The following is a 15,890-nucleotide window of genomic DNA, read 5'->3' as shown; positions in this document are numbered from 1 at the left end:
AGTCCGATTTATTCGCTCCGGTCGGTGAGGGAATTTTCCCTCGCTGTCGGCGGCACCGACGCCGACTCTCGCTTCCTCGCCCGCTCGCGTCGCCGCCCCAACAGCCGGCGTAGTCCCTTCCCCGGCCCGCCCTCGATGGGCCACCCCTTCGCTCGCCACTGCGGCGGCTCCGGCGAGAAGTCCGGACAGCCGCCGCGACACTCCCGGTCGGTCTGGACCTTCTCCTTGGCCGCACACCACGGCACCAGCGCGTCGCCGGCGCGGACGAGTTCGAAGTGTCGACAGTCCGGCCGCATCGAGTCGAGGTAGGAGCGCCACCCACGGCCGTAGGCGCGTTCAGCGATGAGCCGGCGACGGTGAGCCTTCTCCGCTCGGTCCATTCCCGGCGAGTCGCGCGTCGGGTCGAGGTCGCTCGGGAGCCACTCGACGGCCGCAGAGTCGGGGGCGACGCCCTCGGCGAAGTCGAGCGCGAGCACGCCGACCTCGACGGGGAAGTCCCCCAGCAGGGCGGGTTCGACGGTGTCGCCCGTGGCGGCGGTGGCGACCCACACCTCGTCGGCGAGGGCGGTCTCCACGTCGTGTTCCAGCTGGGAAGAGAGCGCCCGGGCCGCGCTGGCGTCGAGGTCCGGCTTGTTCTCGACGGCGACGATTCGCCGGACCCAGTCGGGGTAGGGGGCGACCCGTCGAATCTCGATGCGGTTGCCGACGCGACGCGTCTCGACGGCGTCGCGCTCGTCGGCCTCGTGGATGGCCTCGCGGACGTAGCGCCACGAGTAGCCGGGGTCGGGGAGCGCGTCGCGGTACCACGTCCAGTCGGCGGGAGCGTTGCGGACGACGTGCAGGAGGTCGGAACCCAGTTCGTCGGGGCCGAAGGCGGCGCGGGCGGCCAGCCCTTCGGGGTCGCACTCGACGACGACGGTGTCCCAGCGACGCCGCCGGGTGCCGAGTTGCCGGGCGACGAGGACGGCGCTGTCGCTGCTCCGACCGCGCCGCTCTCCCTCCGCCTCCGGCGGCCACGCCAGTTCGGTCCACCGACAGGTCAGCAGTTCGAAGTTGAACTCGGCGTCACCGGGGAAGTCGGCGTACTCGGAGTGGTCGGCGTCGTCGGTGCTCACGGGTCGGAGTGTGTGCGGTGGGAGGTGACGTGACGACGCCTACGCGAGGTAGGTCCGTTCGCCCTCGCCGTCCTCTTCACCCTCAGCCTCCTGTGCGAGGTCGTCGAGGTACTCGTGGGCGCGTTCGAGAATCTCGCGCGGGCCGTCCTGCGTGATGGTGTTGATGGCCTGCTCGTAGTCGCGCCACTGGAGGTCGCGGTGCTCCTTCGACAGTTCCGCGCTGGCCTCGAACGACCGGGCGATGAACAGGTGGACCGTCTTGTGGATGGTCTTCCCGCCCGCCTCGAACACGTAGTCGTACTCCTCGCGGAAGCCGTCGATGAGTCTGAAATCCTCGACGCCAGCCTCCTCTTTGACCTCGCGAATCGCCGTCTGCTGGAGCTCCTCGTCCCCCTCGACGCCGCCTTTCGGGAACTCCCAGTCCCCGGGGCGGCTCTTCAGGAGCAAGTACTCCCGTCGGCCGCGCGTGTCGCGGAAGAGGATGGCCCCAGCGGAAACCGCTTTGACCGTCATTACCGGATGTAATCCCCCATGTCTTAAGAGAATATCGGACGCGAGAGGCGGTCGACGCTCCGCGAGCGCGTCGAGGCGGAAACGAGGCCCGGTTAGATGGGTTTTTGAGCGTCGAGCGACCACTGCCTGCAAGACCACCGATGACCTTCGTAACCAAACTTCGCTTCGAGAGCGGGGACCGGGCCGTCCTCGACGAGACAGTCGAGGGGCTCAAAGGGCTCCTCGAACGAAAGGGCGCCGAGTGCAAGGGACCCCACGCCGACTCGCCGGACCGCAAGCGCGTCCCGCAGTACCGGAGCCTCGCCCCCGGTGACAGCTACGGCAACTGGACCTACACCGTCTACACGCGACGCATGGAGATTCACGGCAACGAACACATCGCGCGCGAAGTGACGATGAAGGAGTTCCCGCCGAGCGTCCACGTCGAGGTCGAGGTCGAACAGCGCAACCCCCTCGGCGGCCACAACTGAGCGCGCAGACGCGCTTCTCCTCCGCTCTCCTCAGTCGTCGTCCTGGAGTTCGTACCGTTCGAGAACCTCGGCCTCGCCCCGGTGGGCGTCGGTGTCGAACGACGTGACGCGCAGTTTGACGCGCTGGTCGACGAGTCCCGAGTCACCCTCCGGAATCAGGAGTCGGGTGTCGCCGATGCGCACGACGAGTGCGTCTCCCTCCCGGCCGGTGACGAACGCGACGAGTTCGTCGCCCGCCGCGTACGCCGGCGTCCGGGTCCGGAACGACCAGCCGGCCAGGAACTTCTCCAGCGGGCTGCTCATACGCGGGACACCTCCTCGCTGGCGCGGTCGGGAACGTACTCGCGCCCGAAGCCGGTGTACGCCGCCACGATGAAGACGGCCACGAGGAACCAGCCGTGGAACACGTACGGCCAGACGGACGCCGGGTTCACGACCATCGCCTCGGTGAACCAGGCGTACTCGTCGGGCAGGCTCACCATCACCGAGTACCCCGCGAGCAGGCCGCCGCCCCACGGGAAGATGTACCCCAGCGCCGAGGTGTTGGCGTCGAGGATGTTGGCCCGGCGGTACGCGTTGATGTTGAAGCGCTGGCCGAGCGTCGAGACGAACGGCGCGATGGCGATTTCGGCGGCCGTGTTGATGGTCACGGCGGCGTTGACGAGCGCCGTCCCGAGCACCATCGTGAGTTCGGTGCGGCGCACCGACGTGGCGACGCTGGAGAGGAGCCAGTCCTCGACGGCGTCGAACCCGCCGCCGTCGCGCATAATCTGCACGCCCGCCACGAGCAGGAGCGTGAGGACGATGAGCGGGAAGAAGCCGGACGCGCCGGCGTAGAAGCTCCCGCCGACGACCGCGTCGCCGCGCGGCACCGTCTCGACGATGGCGCCGACGACGGGCGCGCCGGCGAGGCTCGCCGCGACGTCGGAGGTCTCCGGCGCCCGAAACACGACCATGTCGCTCGCGGCCACGTCCACGAGACCGAGCCAGCCGAGCAGGAGGTTGAGGACGACGGCGGAGACGATGCCCCACGAGATGGCCTCGATGATGTGTCGGCCCGCGACGGCGGTGAAGATGACCACGGCGATGGGGAGCAGGTGGAGCAGCCCCCACGGGCTCACCTGCTGGAGCTGTGCGCCCACGTCGAGGGGCTGGCCGGCCATCTGCGCGCCGGCGTAGAGGTACGACGCGAACGCGAGGACGGCGGCGACGACGGCGTACTTCACCCGCGAGGCGACGACGCCGCCGATGTCGGCGTTCTGCGTGACCGCACTCACGATGGTCGTGTCCGAAACCGGTGCGAGGTTGTCGCCGAAGACGGCCCCCGACAGGATGGCCCCGAACAGGAGTACCGGGTCGGCGCCGAGCAGGACGCCCGCCGGGAAGACGAGCGTCGTGAACGCGATGGCGGTGCCGTACCCCGTCCCGATGCCCGTCGCCAGCAGTGCGGCGAGCAGGAACGTGATGGCCGGGAACAGCGCCGCGCCCACCTCGAAGGCGCGGGCGGCCCAGACGAGACCGTCGACGAACCCGCCGACCTGGATGGTCTCGGCGAACATGCCGGCCCAGAGCCACGCCACCACGGCGGTCACCGCGACCTTCCGCGTCATCCCGGCGAACACGGCGTCCGCGTAGCGTTTCCAGTCGCCCTTCACCAGGAACAGCCCGATGATGAGGGCGATGAGCATCCCGGCCACCAGTCCCGTCGTGTCGCCGATGCCGAGCAGGCCGCTCTGGACGACCGCCCAGACGACGAACACCAGCAGCGGGACGGCGCTCGCCGCACGCCCGCCACGGAACCGGAGCCGGTTCTTCTCTCTGTCCTCGTCGATATCCGCCGTACTCATCGCCGACCGCTACAACGCCCCCGTTCAAAAAGCCCCGTCTCCACGTCCCGGAGACCGGCATTCGCAGGTGTTCTGGGCCCGACACGGGACGGCCGACGGGCGGCCGGCGGCGCGAACGGTCCAGTTGGACCGGCTCAGCGGGACGCCGCCTGCTCCTTCCAGTCGCTCGCGCGGCCCTCACCGACCTCCGCGGCGTCGGCGACCTCCTCGACGCTGGCCTCGCCGAGCGCCGTGACCGACTCGATACCCGCCCGCCGGAGCCGGTTCGCGTACGTCTCGCCGAGCCCCGTGAGCGACTCCAACTCGTCGTCGTCAGCCTCCACCTCGTCGTCGGTGTCGTTGGCGTCGTCGGTGTCGACGACCGCTTCGAGGTCGCTTCCGGAGTCGAGCACCGTGTCGGTCCCCGCTTCTTCCGCCTCGTCCTCGTCGGCTTCGACGACGTTCTCGAGGTCGCTCCCCGACTCGAGTTCGGCCGAGAGGTCGGTGTACTCCTCCGTCCGGTCGCCCGCCTCGTCCTCCCCTTCGACGACGGCGGACAGGTCGGAGCCGACGTCGAGTTCGGACGCGGCGTCGTCGCCGTCGTCGGCGTGCCCTCGGCGTTCGTGCTCCTCGACGCGACCTTCGAGGTCGTCCAGTCGGTCGGAGAGGCTCGATTCGAGCCCCCGGAGACGCTCGCCGAGTTCCGTCGTCTCGCCCGCTCGGTCGGCGCCCGCGGACTCGAGCGCTCCCACACGCTCGCCGAGTCCGACCATGTGCTCACGGCGGGCGGTCACCTCCTCCTCGACGGCGTCGACGCGGTCGGCGACGGCGTCGCGGTCGCCCTCCAGTCGCTCGAGCCGCTCGGTTCGGTCGTCGAGTTCGCTCTCGAGCCAGTCGATGTGTGTCGTCCGGTCGTTCAGCGACCCGGCGAGCTCGTCGAGTCGGCGCCCGTGATCGTCGAGCCGGTCGTCGAGCCACTCGACGTGGTCTTCGCGGTCGGAGACGGTCGCCTCGAGCCCGTCGAGGCGCTCCTCGATGCGTTCGAGTCGACTCCCGAACTCGCCGACGCGCTCGGCGAACTCGGCGAGTCGGGTCGCCGAGTCGGACCCCCCAGAATCGTCGGATTGCCCGTTGGACTCCGCGCGGCTCTCGATGAGGTCCTCGTCGTCCGGGAGGAGGTACTTCACCTCGTCGGCGGCGACGAAGCCGACCACCTTCTTTCGCTTGTGGTCCTCACAGAGCACCACCCCGGAGTCGACCGCCTTGTAGCTTCCCGCGCGGAGCGTCGTCCCGTCCTTGCAGACTACGAGCATGGGGGAGAGTACGCCCGGCCGGTGTATAACCTGGTGGGTGCACAACACGTCGCCGGGCCTCCTCTCGACCGGTTTCCGGGGCCGACCGCCCGCTCGGGACCGACTGCGGAGCTCCCGACCGGAGAAACGCCGGAAACGCGGGGGGTTCGAAGCGGGGTCGTGTCGCCCCGATTTACGATGATACGGGGTCGGCCGGCGCCCCCCCGAATACATCCACCGGGAACGCCTTAGAAGGACGACCACTCAGCCGGGAGTATGGACGAACCGGTGTGGTCGACGGTTTCCGGGGAGGAGTCGCCGGGGAAGTTGAGTCTGTACCTCGTCGAAACCATCGCGGAGGCGCGCGGGACGTCGGCGGACGACCTCGACCTCTGTCTCCACGAGTACGTCGACGTCAGCGCACTGACGGCGCTCTTCGAGTCGGGGCTGACGGCGCCGACCCGGCGCGGGTCGGTCACCTTCTCGGTCGAGGAGGTGCTGGTGACGGTGACCGTCGAGTCGGACGACCGCGTCGAAATCAGGGCCGAGTCGACCCCGGCCGGGGCGACGGGGTCGCCCGAACGGGGTCGCTCGTGAGCGAACACCACGGGGGACCGGGCCACGGCGACGAAGGCGACTTCGGGCCCGCAGACGCGGGGACCGCCGGGACCGACGTGGACGACGACCAGCTCCGCCCGGTGTTCGCCGAGTTCACCGACCAACACGGCTCCATCGCCGTGATAGACGTCCCGTCGGAACGGGAGATGTGGCTCCTCTCGTCCTGTTACGTCCCCGTCGAGCGATAGGCGTCGGCGTGGTCTCGGGTCGTGACCTCCGCTTCGCGGTCGGTCGCTTCTTCTCCACCGACGACGTGGTTTCGCACCGAGAAACAGCGACCAGCACGGTCGTGCTGGCGCCGGAATGCCTGACTCGGTCGCGGTGTCCGAGCCGTCGACGACTACAGGCTCCCGTGGGTTGGCTGTATCCGTAACGTCCGTTCTTTTACACCGGGACACGATTGGGGAGAATTTATCATCGTTAGACGACAGGCGACGGAGCCGCCCCAACCTATTTCTCGTGCGACCGTGTGTAGGTAGAGTAGTTCGATACGTCCGAAATGTCATCGGAAATTTACATCATCTACGTCGTCGAGAGCGCGAGCGTCGACTCGGACAGGTCGACGGTCGCTCGACTCGAGTCGGCGCTCGGACCGGCGCTCGTCGAGCGCGTCGTCGTCGACCGGGCGACCCCCGAGCGCGTCCGCGAACTGCTCGATGGCGTCGGTAGCGACACCGACGGGAACGGGGACGACGATGCGGGCACCGACGGCGGCAGCGAAGTCCCTCCCGGTGACGTCGGCGCCGTCGTCGTCGAGTTCGGTGCCGACGCGGCGGTCGGACGGGAGTGGACGAGCGCGCTGACGGCCGGGCCGGACGTTCCCACGGTGCTGTTCGGGCCGTGGTCGGATCCGACGACCGACGCGGTGGTCGGGACGTCGGCGGTGGAGTTCGTCCAGCGGAAGAACGCCGCCAGCGTCGGCGTGCTCGCTCGGACGCTCCGTAACCGACTGGGGCTCGAACCCGACGCGGCGACGGACGCTCGGGAGGAATCCGGCGCACGAGGCGAGACGGAGGTGGACGGAGCGACCGGGCGCCTCGAGGAGACCGAGACGCCTGCGGAGCCTCCCGGCCCTCCGACGACCAGCCAGTCCGCCGAGGCGACGGCGGCCGACCGCACGGAGCGGGACGCCGAACTCCGCCGATACGAGGCCATGATGGCGACCGTCGGCGACGGCGTCTACGCCCTCGACGCCGACGACCGGTTCGTCGCCGTCAACGAGGCGTACCTCGACCTGACCGGGTACAGCCGGGAGGAGCTGTTGGGCGCCCACGCGGAGACGGTGACCGGAGCGGCGATGGCGGCGGATATCGACCGGATGCGACGTGACCTCGCCGACGGGACGGAGGAGGCGGTCACCCTCCGGACCGACCTCCCGACCCGAGACGGCGGGACCGTCCCGATAGAGGCGCGGGTGACGCGCTTCCCCCTCGAGAACGGCGAGTACGGGCGGGTGGGCGTCGTCCGCGACGTGCGCGAACGCGACCGGCTCGAAGCGGAGTTGGAAGCCGTTCTCGAACGAATCACCGACGCGTTCTTCGCGCTGGACGAGGAGTGGCGGTTCACGTTCGTCAACGACCGGGCCGAACGACTGCTCGAGGCCGACGAGTCCGAACTGCTCGGCGAGTCCGTGTGGGACACCTTCGAGGCGGCCGTCGACACGGCGTTCCAGCGCGAGTACGAACGCGCGATGGAGACACAGGAGCCGGTCACGTTCGAGGCGTACTACCCACCGCTCGAAACCTGGTTCGAGGTGAACGCGTACCCCTCGGACACCGGATTGTCGGTGTACTTCCGCGACGTCACCGACCGGAAACGCGCCGAGGAACGCCTCGAGTACGAGCGCAGTCTCAACCGGAGCGTCGTCGAGAACGCGCGGACCGGCATCGTCGTCGTCGACGAGGAGATGGCCGTCGTCCAGATGAACGACCGGGCGATGGAGCTACTGGAGGTGTCAGAGGCCGACGTCGAGCGGTTCCCGGACGTCCGCCCGGAGTACCGCATCTACCACGAGGGCGAGCCGGTCACCGGCGAGAACCACCCGCTCCGACGGACCCTCGAGACGGAGGAACCGGTGACGACCAGCGAACTCGAGCTCAGATACCCCGACGGGCGACGAAAGTGGATAGCGTTCCGGGGGTCGACGTTCGTCATGTCCGACGGCGAGCGCTACGCCGTGGGGATGTTCGAGGAGACCACCGCGGTCAGGAAGCGCGCGACCCGCCTCGAGTCGCTCACCGCCTGGGCGCGGCAGCTCCCGGAGGCGGAGACCGTCGAGGCCGTCCACCGCACCGTCGTCGAGGCGGCAACCGAGGTGCTGGACGCACCATATGCCTACGTCGCGGTCGACAGCGGTTCGGGGAGCGGGCTCGAAGTCGGCGCCGCGACGGAGGGGCTCTCGACGGTGGTCGACGACCCCCTGCTCGGTCCCGTCGGCGAGAGCCCCGTCTGGGAGGCGTTCATCCGCGACGAGTCGACCGTCGTCGACCTCGGCGGCGGGAGCGGGAGCGCCGTCGTCCGCTCGCTCGGCTCCCACGGCGTCTTCGTCGCCGTCGACCCCGAATCGGACGAGTTCGACGACGCCGACTGGCGGCTCGTCGAGGTTCTGGGGGCGACGGCCCGGGCGGCTCTCGACCGCGCGGCCAGGGAGAGCGACCTCCGGGCCCACCGGGACGACCTCGCCGAGAAGAACGAGCGACTCGACCGGCTGAATCGGGTCAACCGTGCCATCCGGGATATCACGGGCGTGCTCCTCGGGGCCGACTCCCACGAGGCCATCGAGCGGGGGGTGTGCGAGCGGCTGGTCGACATCGAGCCGTACACGTTCGCCTGGGTGGGTCACGTCGACCGAGCGGCGAAGGCCGTCGAACCGGCCGCGAGCGCGGGCGCCGGGGCGGGCTACCTCGACGACGTCACCATCCCGCTCGACGACGCGGCACGCGTCGGCCCCGCCGCGCGCGCCGTCGAGACCGGCGAACCGCAAGTCCAACCCGACATCCTGTCGGCCGCGGCGTTCGAGCCGTGGCGCGAAGCGGCGCTCTCCAGAGGCTTTCGCTCCTGTGTCACCGTCCCGATTCGGTACCGCGACACGCTCCACGGCGTGTTGACTCTGTACGCCGACACGCCGGACGTGTTCGACCCGATGGAGACCGCGGTGCTCGCCGAACTGGGCGAGACTATCGGCTACGCGATGAACGCCCTCGACCGGAAGCGGGCGCTCGTCGGCGAGCGAAGTACCGAACTGCGGTTCGACGTTCCCACCACGGAGACGCCGCTGTTCGGGTTCCTCACGGGGACGGCCGGACGCTTCACCCTCGAGAACACCGTCCACCGGACGGACGGGTTCACCCACCTCTTCTTCCGCGCGTCGGGGGTCGACGCGGAGACCGTCAGGCGGGAAGCGGAAGCGTCGACGGCCGTCGAACGAGTCGACGTAATCTCCGAGACCGACGACGGCTGTCTGTTCGAGTGCACCGTCGGGGAGTCGGCCGTCGTCTCGGACCTGTTGGAGCGCGGTGCGCTGCTCGACACGGTCGACGTGTCGGACCGACGGGCGACCGTCACCGTCAGGGTGCCGACGAGCACCGACGTTCGAGGGTTCATCACGTACTTCGAGGACGCGTTCGGCGACGTGACGTTACTCGCTCGCCGGGAACTCGACGAATCCGTCATGTCTCGGCGGGAGTTCGAAGACGGTGTGCGAGACCGACTCACGGACCGGCAGGAGGAGGTGCTCCGAACAGCCTACTACGCCGGATTCTTCGAGTGGCCCCGCGAGAAGAACGGTCAGGACGTCGCCGAGATGTTGGGGGTCACCCAGCCGACCGTGAACCGTCACATCCGGGCGAGCGAGCGCACACTCCTCGAAGTGCTGTTCGGGGAGCGAGGGAGCCTTCGAGGGACCGATTAACGATAGTTACCCCCCAATCGGCTCCGGCCCCAACACATCAACGACGAATCGGTAAGGGGCGGCTTCCCCTCCACCGGGTATGAACCAGCGAGCGACTATCAGATTGGAGGGGCCGGACCGCGACGGGCAGTTGAGTTTGGGTATCGCAGAGACACTCGCCCGTGCGAAGGGGGTCGAATTCGACGAACTCGACGTCTGTCTGCACGACTACGCCGACCTGAGTGCACTGACGCAACTGTTCGGGTCGGGGCCGCGAGCCACCCCTCGGCGCGGGACGGTCTCGTTCGTCGTCGAGGAGTGGCTGGTGGTCGTCGACGTGGGTCACGACGACGAGGCCGAGGTGACGGTCGAACCCGTCGAACCCATCGGGCCGGCCGCCGGGGCGTCCGTTCAGTCGAACCACCCCGTCGGCCGGTCGGCCGGAGCGAGTGATGGAGATGTGCCCAGGTAGCGACGAGCCGTCGGCGACGCCGTCGGACACCCTCGACACAGTCGACGCAGTCTCCAGACCCGATACGCCCGCCGAAAGCGGCCTGTCGGGTATCGACCGCGACGGGTACTGTGGCTGGTGCGGAGAGGCGTTCGACCCGCGCCAGTGGCACTTCACGGCGGTCGACCGGAGCGGCGACGACCTCGTCGTCCGGCTGTTCTGCACCGAGCACTGTCGGGGCCACTGGGAGTACCGGCGGGCGGTGACCGGTGACGACTGACGACCGACGGGCGACTCGGCGGGACTACGAGGCACCCTACCCCCGGTGGGAGCGTTTCGAGACCCGATTCACCGAGTACCGCGAGGAAGGGGCGGAGGAGAGCGGTGAAGAAGGGGCGGGAGAGAGTCGTGAGGAGACCGACGGGAGTCGCGAACGCCGCGACAGTTACGACAGCCGCGACCGCGAGAGACGTGGCCGGCGGGTCGCCTTCATCGAGGACCCCGACCGGAAGGGGGCGTGGCTCCTCTCGACGCGTGTGGTCCCCGTCCGCCGATGAGTCGGCGTGGACCGACGACGGGGCGACGGGACGACGGCGACCGGCCGGACTTATGCCCGGCCGACCCTTCCGTCGGGTATGAGCCTCGACTACGACGACCTCCGCAGGGTCCGGCGCGACCTCCACCGACACCCCGAGCCAGCCTGGCGGGAGTTCTACACCACGGCACGGATCGTCGACGAGCTGGAGACGCGACCGCTCGACGAACTGTACGTCGGCCGTGAGGTGCTCGGCGAGACCCGTCTCTCGGTCCCCGACGACGACGAACTCGACGAGTGGTTCGAGCAGGCGCGCGAAGCGGGCGCCCGCGCGGACCTCCTCGAGACGCTCGACGGTGGTTTCACCGGCGCCGTCGCCGTTCTTCGACAGGGCGACTACGAGAACGGTCCGACCGTCGGCCTCCGCGTCGACATCGACGGACTCCCCGTTCGAGAGTCCGAAGACGACACGCACTGCCCGGCCGCCGAGGGGTTCCGCTCGGAGCACGAGGGGTTCATGCACGCCTGCGGGCACGACGCCCACGCGACCATCGGACTCGGCGTGCTCGACGCCGTCGCCGAGAGCGAGTTCGAGGGGACGCTGAAGGTGTTCTTCCAACCGGGCGAGGAACTCGTCGCCGGCGGGAAGCCGATGACCGAGGGCGGGCACCTCGACGACGTGGACTACCTGCTGGCCGTACACGTCGGACTCGACCACCCGACCGGCGAAGTCGTCGCCGGCGTCTCGGGCTTCCTCGCGGTCCATCACTTCCGCGCGGAGTTCACCGGCGCGCCGGCCCACGCCGGCGCCAAGCCCGAGGAGGGCGAGAACGCGATTCAGGCGATGGCGACGGCCATCGGGAACCTCTACGGCATCTCGCGACACTCCGACGGCGCGACGCGCGTCAACGCCGGGATGGCCGGCGGCGGGACGGCGACGAACGTGATTCCGGAGGAGGCGTTCGTCGAGGGCGAGGTACGCGGCGAGACCACGGAGTTGATGGAGTACATGCACGAACGCGCCGAGCGCGTCCTCCGGGCCGCCGCGGACATGCACGGCTGTGAGGTCGACGTCTCTACGGAGGGAGAGGCACCCAGTGCCGTCAGCGACGACGCGGTCGTCGACGTGGTCGAGGGGGTCGCCGGCGGGGTCACCGGCGTCGACTCCGTCCTCCGGAGCGACGACCTCGGCGGGAGCGAGGACGCGACGTACCTGATGCAGCACGTCCAGGACCGCGGCGGGAAGGCTGCCTACGTCGGCGTCGGCACCGACCACCCCGGCGGTCACCACACGTCGACGTTCGACGTGGACGAGGAGACCATCAGAATCGGCGTCGAGACGCTCTCCCGGGCAATCGAGCGCATCGCGGCCGAGCGACCGTAACCGCCGTCCTTCGCCATCCCTCGCCGTCCCCGGCCGTCGCCGCGTCGTTTCTTCAACCTTTTACCCGCCGAGCGGTTCCGTCGAACCATGAGCGACGACGCCGCCGACGGTGCCGACCCGGCAGAGAAACGAGCGGACGAGACTCGCGACGCGGGTCGTGAACAGGACGGTGCCGACCGTGACGGCCAGTTCGACTTCGACGCCGCGGAGGCGCCCGCCGACGGCGCCGGCGCCGAGGCCTCGTCGGCCGAGGAGACCGAGGGGCACCCCGGCGACGACCTCGCGAACCGCGTCGCCGAGTACGACGAGGAACTCGCCCGTGAGGTGCTCGACCTGGGCGACCGCGTGGCCGAACTCGAGTCCGAACTCGCGGCCGTCGACGACCGCCTGCAGGACCGCGAGGAGCGCGTCGCCGAACTGGAGAACTCCCTCAAGCGCAAGCAGGCAGACTTCCAGAACTACAAGAAGCGGACGAAGAAGAAGCAGGCCCAGATAAAGGAGCGCGCCACCGAGGACTTCGTCTCGCAGGTCGTAAAGGTGCGCGACAACCTCGTGCGCGCGCTCGACCAGGACGCGGACGCCGACATCCGCGGCGGCCTCGAATCGACGCTCTCGGAGTTCGACCGCCTGCTCGAGTCGGAGAACGTCGAGGTCATCGAGCCCGAACCGGGCACCGAGACCGACCCCCAGCGACACGAGGTGATGATGCGCGTCGACAGCGACCAGCCCGAGGGCACCGTCGAGGACGTGTACCAGCCGGGGTACGAGATGGCCGACAAGGTCATCCGCGCCGCGCAGGTGACGGTGAGCAAGGGCGACGAGGAGTAGGCCCGAACCCGGAATCGACTGACGGAGGTTCGGCGTTCGCCGTTCTACGTTTCATCACCCACTTCCCACGCTCCGCGCCTCGAGCCGAGTGTGTCGAGCGGCGACTCGCTCCCGAGGACGTAGTCGGCCGTCGAGACGCCACGAACGACCGGTGTCGACTCTTATCGCGACCCGACTCGGGCGTCGTCGTGACGCGGCTCGCACTTCGATAAAAATCCCCCGACCTGTGGCGACGACTCACACGGAAAACCGCACGACGGGAGCGAGGTCGTCGCCCCGGTGCTGTCGCCCCATCTAGTAACGTTTAACCGCCGGAAGCCGGTAAACCCGCACAAGATGGCGAGCAACAAGATTCTCGGTATCGACCTCGGTACCACGAACAGCGCGTTCGCGGTGATGGAGGGTGGCGACCCCGAGATCATCGTCAACGGCGAAGGTGACCGGACGACGCCCTCCGTCGTCGCGTTCACCGACGACGGTGAGCGACTCGTCGGGAAACCCGCGAAGAACCAGGCAGTCCAGAACCCCGAGCGCACCATCCGCTCCATCAAGCGCCACATGGGCGAGGACGACTACAGCGTCGAGATAGACGGGGAGGACTACACCCCCGAGCAGCTCTCGGCGATGATCCTCCAGAAGATCAAGCGCGACGCCGAGGACTACCTCGGCGACGACGTGGAGAAGGCGGTCATCACGGTGCCCGCGTACTTCAACGACCGCCAGCGCCAGGCGACGAAGGACGCCGGGGAAATCGCCGGTTTCGAGGTCGAGCGCATCATCAACGAGCCGACCGCCGCCTCGATGGCCTACGGCCTCGACGACGACTCCGACCAGACCGTCCTCGTGTACGACCTCGGGGGCGGCACGTTCGACGTCTCCGTCCTCGACCTCGGCGGCGGCGTCTACGAGGTCGTCGCGACCAACGGGGACAACGACCTCGGGGGCGACGACTGGGACGAGGCCATCATCGACCACCTCGCCGACGAGTTCCAAAACGACCACGGCGTCGACCTCCGCGAGGACCGCCAGGCGCTTCAGCGCCTCCGCGACGCCGCGGAGGAGGCCAAGATCGAACTCTCCAGCCGGAAGGAGACCGACATCAACCTCCCGTTCGTCACGGCCACCGATTCGGGCCCCATCCACCTCGAACAGAGCCTCACCCGCGCGAAGTTCGAGTCGCTCACCTCCGACCTCATCGAGCGCACCGTCGAGCCGACCGAGCAGGCGCTCTCCGACGCCGGCTACTCGAAGGAGGACATCGACGAGGTCATCCTCGTCGGCGGCTCGACCCGGATGCCGCAGGTCCAGGAGAAGGTGACGGAGCTCATCGGCCAGGAGCCGAAGAAGAACGTCAACCCCGACGAGGCGGTCGCGCTCGGCGCGGCCATCCAGGGCGGCGTGCTCGGCGGCGAGGTCGACGACATCGTCCTGCTCGACGTGACGCCGCTCAGCCTCGGTATCGAGGTGAAGGGCGGGCTGTTCGAGCGTCTCATCGAGAAGAACACCACCATCCCGACCGAGGAGTCGAAGATATTCACCACGGCCGCGGACAACCAGACCTCGGTGCAGGTCCGCGTCTTCCAAGGCGAGCGCGAGATGGCCGAGAGCAACGAGCTGCTCGGCGAGTTCCAACTCACGGGCATCCCGCCCGCGCCCGCCGGCACGCCCCAGATCGAGGTGACGTTCAACATCGACGAGAACGGCATCGTCAACGTCTCGGCCGAAGACAAAGGCTCCGGCAACGTCGAGGACATCACCATCGAGGGCGGCGCCGGCCTCTCCGACGAGGAGATCGACCGGATGCAGCAGGAGGCCGAGGAGCACGCCGAAGAGGACCAGGAGCGCCGCCAGCGCATCGAGGCCCGCAACGAGGCCGAGAGCACGGTCCAGCGCGCCCGGACCCTGCTGGAGGAGAACGAGGAGAACGTCGACGACGACCTCCGCGAGGACATCGAGGGCTCCATCGAGGACGTGGAGGCCGTCCTCGAGGACGACGACGCCGACACCGAGGAGATCGAGGAGGCCGTCGAGACACTCTCGAAGGAACTCCAGGAGATCGGCAAGCAGATGTACCAGCAGCAGGCCCAGGCCGGCCCCGGCGGTGCGGGCGGCGCCGCGGGCGGCCCCGGTGGCGCCGGCGCAGGTGCCGGCGGTATGGGTGATATGGGCGACGTGGGCGGCGACGCGGACGCCGGCGACGACGAATACGTCGACGCCGACTTCGAGGACGTGGACGACGACGAGAACGACGCGTAACCGTCCGACGAACCGTCGACTCGGACGACGACCAGTCGCGCGCCGAATCCGGCCTCCGCGGCCCGAACCGGTCGACGCCGGGGACCGGGTTCCGCGAACCCGTCGACACCGTTCGCTTTTCCAACTATCGCTTAACTGTGTAGGGCCACGACCTATCCGGGAGGAGGCGTTGGCCAGTAGTGGACGAGTCGTCTACACTGTGCGTCCGTCCCTGTGACGGGACCGCGGCGACGCTCGCGCACCCGAGCGCGGGTCGCATATCGGCTCCTCGTTCCGGAATGCCAACCATGACGACACAATCCAGCAGTACGGCGACGGAGTATCAGGCGGAGCGCTGTGCGAACTGCGACGAGCAGACCCCACACGACGTGAGTATCGAACTCGAAGCGACTCACAACGACCGCGTCCGCGACGAGAACGAGAAGTTCGCACGGACGCCGTGTCGGGTGACGACGTGTCGACGCTGCGGCGAGCAGTCGTTCGAGCGACAGACGTAGACCCGATAGGGTCGACGACGCGGCCGGCACGTCGCCGGCCGGAACCGGCTGTGGTGACCGGACGCAGGCCGTGCGGGCGAGAGGCCCGCCACGCGGCGGCGACCGGTCGAATCGGCGGCGTGGTGGCCGACCGATGGTGTGTCACCTGCGGCGTCCCCGCCGAGGCGGACGCCGCGACGCGAACGGTTCGGGCGGAGCGTGGTGGCTCCGTCCGTT

At 69.1% G+C, this 15,890-nt stretch carries 16 protein-coding genes; 11 read left to right on the top strand and 5 right to left on the bottom strand.

Going from position 1 to position 15,890, the window contains the following annotated elements:
- Window positions 1-8 precede the first annotated feature (8 nt).
- Both N5095_RS19010 and N5095_RS19005 read right to left on the bottom strand, forming a co-directional pair.
- Window positions 9-1,115 (bottom strand): DUF5787 family protein, encoded by a 1,107-nt coding sequence (locus tag N5095_RS19010; RefSeq protein WP_267624751.1) that lies wholly within the window; start codon window positions 1,113-1,115, stop codon window positions 9-11.
- A gap of 39 nt (window positions 1,116-1,154) precedes the next feature.
- Complete coding sequence (locus N5095_RS19005) at window positions 1,155-1,628, bottom strand: bis(5'-nucleosyl)-tetraphosphatase (protein WP_267624750.1); 474 nt, start codon at window positions 1,626-1,628, stop codon at window positions 1,155-1,157.
- Window positions 1,629-1,768: 140 nt separating this feature from the next.
- Between N5095_RS19005 and N5095_RS19000 the strand changes: the two genes are divergently transcribed.
- Complete coding sequence (locus tag N5095_RS19000; RefSeq protein WP_267624749.1) at window positions 1,769-2,098, top strand: uS10/mL48 family ribosomal protein; 330 nt, start codon at window positions 1,769-1,771, stop codon at window positions 2,096-2,098.
- 30 nt (window positions 2,099-2,128) lie between these two features.
- On the opposite strand, the gene N5095_RS18995 is transcribed toward N5095_RS19000, so the two are convergent.
- The 3 genes from N5095_RS18995 to N5095_RS18985 form a co-directional block, all read right to left on the bottom strand.
- Window positions 2,129-2,401, bottom strand: a complete 273-nt coding sequence (locus tag N5095_RS18995; RefSeq protein WP_267624748.1) for a DUF7513 family protein — start codon at window positions 2,399-2,401, stop codon at window positions 2,129-2,131.
- A complete protein-coding gene (locus tag N5095_RS18990) occupies window positions 2,398-3,945 on the bottom strand; it encodes a Na+/H+ antiporter NhaC family protein (RefSeq protein ID WP_267624747.1) in 1,548 nt (515 codons plus the stop codon). The genes N5095_RS18995 and N5095_RS18990 overlap by 4 nt, the downstream gene beginning before the upstream one ends.
- 134 nt (window positions 3,946-4,079) lie before the next feature.
- On the bottom strand, window positions 4,080-5,237 hold the full coding sequence (locus N5095_RS18985; protein WP_267624746.1) for a helix-hairpin-helix domain-containing protein: 1,158 nt from the start codon (window positions 5,235-5,237) through the stop codon (window positions 4,080-4,082).
- 255 nt (window positions 5,238-5,492) lie between these two features.
- On the opposite strand from N5095_RS18985, the gene N5095_RS18980 reads away from it, so the two are divergent.
- The 10 genes from N5095_RS18980 to N5095_RS18935 all read left to right on the top strand — a co-directional run bounded on the left by N5095_RS18980 (window position 5,493) and on the right by N5095_RS18935 (window position 15,674).
- The gene (locus N5095_RS18980) at window positions 5,493-5,813 is read left to right on the top strand and encodes a HalOD1 output domain-containing protein (RefSeq protein ID WP_267624745.1); all 321 of its coding nucleotides are present in this window, start codon (window positions 5,493-5,495) and stop codon (window positions 5,811-5,813) included.
- Complete coding sequence (locus tag N5095_RS18975; protein ID WP_267624744.1) at window positions 5,810-6,022, top strand: hypothetical protein; 213 nt, start codon at window positions 5,810-5,812, stop codon at window positions 6,020-6,022. The genes N5095_RS18980 and N5095_RS18975 overlap by 4 nt, the downstream gene beginning before the upstream one ends.
- Window positions 6,023-6,333: 311 nt before the next feature.
- Entirely contained in the window at window positions 6,334-9,744 is a 3,411-nt protein-coding gene (locus tag N5095_RS18970; protein ID WP_267624743.1) for a bacterio-opsin activator domain-containing protein, read from the top strand.
- Window positions 9,745-9,823: 79 nt separating this feature from the next.
- The gene (locus tag N5095_RS18965) at window positions 9,824-10,195 is read left to right on the top strand and encodes a HalOD1 output domain-containing protein (RefSeq protein WP_267624742.1); all 372 of its coding nucleotides are present in this window, start codon (window positions 9,824-9,826) and stop codon (window positions 10,193-10,195) included.
- Window positions 10,182-10,454, top strand: a complete 273-nt coding sequence (locus N5095_RS18960) for a DUF7576 family protein (protein ID WP_267624741.1) — start codon at window positions 10,182-10,184, stop codon at window positions 10,452-10,454. The genes N5095_RS18965 and N5095_RS18960 overlap by 14 nt, the downstream gene beginning before the upstream one ends.
- Window positions 10,444-10,731, top strand: coding sequence for a hypothetical protein (locus N5095_RS18955; RefSeq protein ID WP_267624740.1), 288 nt, complete (start codon window positions 10,444-10,446; stop codon window positions 10,729-10,731). The genes N5095_RS18960 and N5095_RS18955 overlap by 11 nt, the downstream gene beginning before the upstream one ends.
- A 78-nt stretch (window positions 10,732-10,809) precedes the next feature.
- A complete protein-coding gene (locus tag N5095_RS18950; RefSeq protein ID WP_267624739.1) occupies window positions 10,810-12,093 on the top strand; it encodes an amidohydrolase in 1,284 nt (427 codons plus the stop codon).
- Between the two features lie 87 nt (window positions 12,094-12,180).
- On the top strand, window positions 12,181-12,921 hold the full coding sequence (locus N5095_RS18945) for a nucleotide exchange factor GrpE (protein ID WP_308203546.1): 741 nt from the start codon (window positions 12,181-12,183) through the stop codon (window positions 12,919-12,921).
- Window positions 12,922-13,257: 336 nt separating this feature from the next.
- The gene (gene dnaK, locus N5095_RS18940; protein WP_267624738.1) at window positions 13,258-15,177 is read left to right on the top strand and encodes a molecular chaperone DnaK; all 1,920 of its coding nucleotides are present in this window, start codon (window positions 13,258-13,260) and stop codon (window positions 15,175-15,177) included.
- A gap of 287 nt (window positions 15,178-15,464) precedes the next feature.
- A complete protein-coding gene (locus N5095_RS18935) occupies window positions 15,465-15,674 on the top strand; it encodes a DUF7835 family putative zinc beta-ribbon protein (protein WP_267624737.1) in 210 nt (69 codons plus the stop codon).
- Window positions 15,675-15,890 lie beyond the last annotated feature (216 nt).

The organism is Halobium salinum, from assembly GCF_026586625.1.
GTDB classification, from domain to species: domain Archaea; phylum Halobacteriota; class Halobacteria; order Halobacteriales; family Haloferacaceae; genus Halobium; species Halobium salinum.
The sequence above is the reverse complement of the archived record's forward strand: the minus strand, read 5'-3'. Positions and strand labels throughout refer to the sequence as shown.